Source organism: Pseudoalteromonas sp. Z9A4 (assembly GCF_011378845.1).
In the GTDB taxonomy this organism is placed as follows: domain Bacteria; phylum Pseudomonadota; class Gammaproteobacteria; order Enterobacterales; family Alteromonadaceae; genus Pseudoalteromonas; species Pseudoalteromonas arctica.
The window spans coordinates 1-1,428 of the sequence record NZ_WTLA01000057.1; the positions used below are offsets into that span (position 1 = coordinate 1).

Annotated in this window: 1 protein-coding gene; it reads right to left on the minus strand. The window is 41.2% G+C overall.

From position 1 onward, the window contains the following. Nucleotides 1-10 precede the first annotated feature (10 nt). Nucleotides 11-1,333: an IS4 family transposase gene (locus tag GQR54_RS19405; RefSeq protein WP_166379699.1), complete on the minus strand. Its 1,323-nt coding sequence runs from the start codon at nucleotides 1,331-1,333 to the stop codon at nucleotides 11-13. Nucleotides 1,334-1,428 lie beyond the last annotated feature (95 nt).

The window sequence follows — 1,428 nt, forward strand, 5'->3', positions numbered from 1 at the left end:
CTAATGCCAGTCAGTTAAGCTGACTGGCATTTTTCTTTTTATGGGGATACTTAGATGGTTTTGGCTTAACCCATCGGGGATATCTTCTATCCTCTCGTCTAGCTGGAAGCTTAAATAAGACCAGTGTATTGAGTAAGTGCTGCCAGTGTATTGGAATGTTCCCTGGACTCATTATAGATACTGACGAGAAATACTGAATGACAGCCATCGAACTGCTAGAGAAACTAAGCTGGTTAGGCCATATCCCTGTAACTGTCGCCGCCATCGTCATTATTCTTCGTATTAAATTATAGGCGAGTAACACGCCCCATAGCTCCTGACGCACCATGTCTGGACGCTTGCTTCTTAAATGGTATGCGCTATCAAGCATGGTTTGTTTGATTTCTCTAAACCCAAGCTCTATCTCCCAACGATGACAATATAATTCAACAATTTCATTACCTGGATAACGCAATCTATCCGTCATCGAGGTTAATATACGGTAGCTTTTGCCCTTTATTGTTTTACTGATTAATCTCGCTTTAATCGTTTCAGGAACATCGGGAAAGTTTTTTTGTGCATGCTTTGTTGTTTTCAATTCAATGATATGGTCATTTTTACCCGCGCTGGAGATGATTTCATACTGTAAGTCGGGCCTTGCTGGTATCAGCCAGTGCCTCATCTTCCCAGTTTGGTGCCAACGATTTAACAGGCCTAAAGAATAATATCCTTTATCAAACATAGTCAGTGAATTATCTGGTGTACGTTCAATTAAACGCTCAGCTAATTTCATCTCGTTGGTTTTATAGTTATCAAACTCGCTACTGAGCAGTTGATGGCTGGTCAATTCCATATGACAGACCATGCGTATTTGAGGAAAGGCTGTATCACCGTATTGGTTGCTACCAGAAGAGAAGGCTTTACGATTATCAGGCGTGTCGGCTGTTCGCCACACAACACCGTCAACAGCTAATAGGTTCAAACCATTCCATGTTTCGAATGACTGTTGCTTATACATTGATTGAGCAGATTTATTGAAAACGTGTTTAACGGAATCATCACCTAACCTTTGTCTCGCCTGTACCATCGCACTTGGAGCAACGAGTTGGTTCTTGCCTGGTAACATGATATCTAGCTTATTAGCGATATTCCAAACCGATTCTTTTCGAAACAATGCCATGCCAATAACTGACCACAAAACGGCCTCAAGCGGTAACCTTCGCTTACGAACGGTTGCAATCCCAGCTTGTTGAAAACCTTGTTCAATGATTTCAGGGTCAAGAATTTCTGATAATTTTTCAAAGGTATGGTATCGGCTGCTTTCTTTAAGTGTTGCTTGCAGTGCTTGTTCTATATTCACAAAAAAATCCGTAGTTAGTTTCCTAACTACGGATTTTGCATGATCGTTTGGATCGGTCAACCGGTCATTTTCTTAACTGATCGGCATTA